This window comes from Natrinema soli (genome assembly GCF_028618695.1).
This window is the reverse complement of the sequence record NZ_JAQIVI010000534.1, coordinates 1-1,223: the sequence shown is the minus strand read 5'-3', so window position 1 is coordinate 1,223 and position 1,223 is coordinate 1. Positions and strand designations below refer to the sequence as shown.

Sequence of the window (1,223 nt, the reverse complement as noted above, 5' to 3'; positions counted from 1 at the left end):
TCGGGATCCGCGGTCGAGTCGACGAGCGTGGCGAGCGTTCGCATCGCGCCGGCGACCGGTCCGTCCTCGGTCGGTCGTAGCGACGGGACGACGATCACGGTACTCTCGGCGAGCCGCTCGGGCACCGAGAGCGCCATCGGCGTTCCGTCGACGGCACGGATGTCGTCGGTCCGGGGCTCGTTCGCCAGATCGACGAATTCGGCGTCGAAGCGCTCGAGCAGGGTCGCGTAGCCGAGATACTCGGCGGTTCGATCAACGGAGATCCGCTCGTCGCTCGCGCCGGCGACGGCGATATCGGCGTCAGTCCGCCGCTGGAGGCGGGCGACGATCGATCCGATCACTGCGGGATCGGTGACCATTCCCGACGACGGGTGGAAGGGGTAGTGCGCGTCAGGGACGAGCGTAATCCGGTCGGCCTCGGCGAGCGTCTCGAGCGAGTACTCGAGCACGTCGCGGACGGGCGACTCGAGCGCCGCCATGCGGGCGTCGATATCGGGATCCCACCCGCCGCGGCGTTCGGTGGCGTCGACGGGGGCTGCGCGGACCGGTTCCTCGTTCGTCGTCTCACCCGTCGCGCTCATAGCGTCACCTCGGGCGTCTCGAGTCCGTCGACGTCGTCGCTGGCGTCGTCGGTCTCCGCAGCTGCCAGCTCGTATGCCCGTTCGGCGAGTTCGAGCGTGCGGCGACCGTCGGCCCCGTCGACCGGTGGCTGCTCGCCCTCGCGGATCGCGTCACAGAAGTCCGCCAGGGCGTCGTAGTGGGCCTGCAGGTAGAACGACGGGCCGAAGACGTCCGGCTCGTCGCGCGTGAGTCGACTGGCGACGTTCGAGAGGGCGGATCTGGCCGCGCCGGCGTAGAAGTTTCGGGGGAGGTAGTCCCGATTGCTGATCGTCCCCGTCACGCCCTCGAGACGCAGCCGGGTGTTGACCTCCGGCAGCTGTTCCCACTGGTAGGAGCCACAGTGGAGCGAGATCGTCGTTCCCGTCTCCGGCGCTTCCATGAGGACGGTCGCGGCGTCCTCGACGTCGATCTCGAGCGTCTGCCCCATCGAGGCGTCCCGGACTCGGATATCGCCGAACAGCCACTCGAGGACGTCGAAGCAGTGGACGCCGAGCTCGAGCAGGGAGCCCCCGCCGACCGCGTCGGAGTCGAGCGGCCACGACGGCGGCGCGTTCTCGACCGGTGGTCGGCCGAGCGGACCGTCGTTGAGCCGGGTGATCGAG

2 protein-coding genes are annotated in these 1,223 nt (G+C 69.7%); both read right to left on the bottom strand.

Annotated features, from left to right (window positions below; all coding sequences use genetic code 11):
- The coding region (locus PGX04_RS25960; RefSeq protein ID WP_273741136.1) for a DUF362 domain-containing protein at positions 1-581 on the bottom strand (581 nt) is incomplete at its 3' end.
- The coding region (locus tag PGX04_RS25955) for a Gfo/Idh/MocA family protein (RefSeq protein ID WP_273741135.1) at positions 578-1,223 on the bottom strand (646 nt) is incomplete at its 5' end. The genes PGX04_RS25955 and PGX04_RS25960, both read right to left, overlap by 4 nt.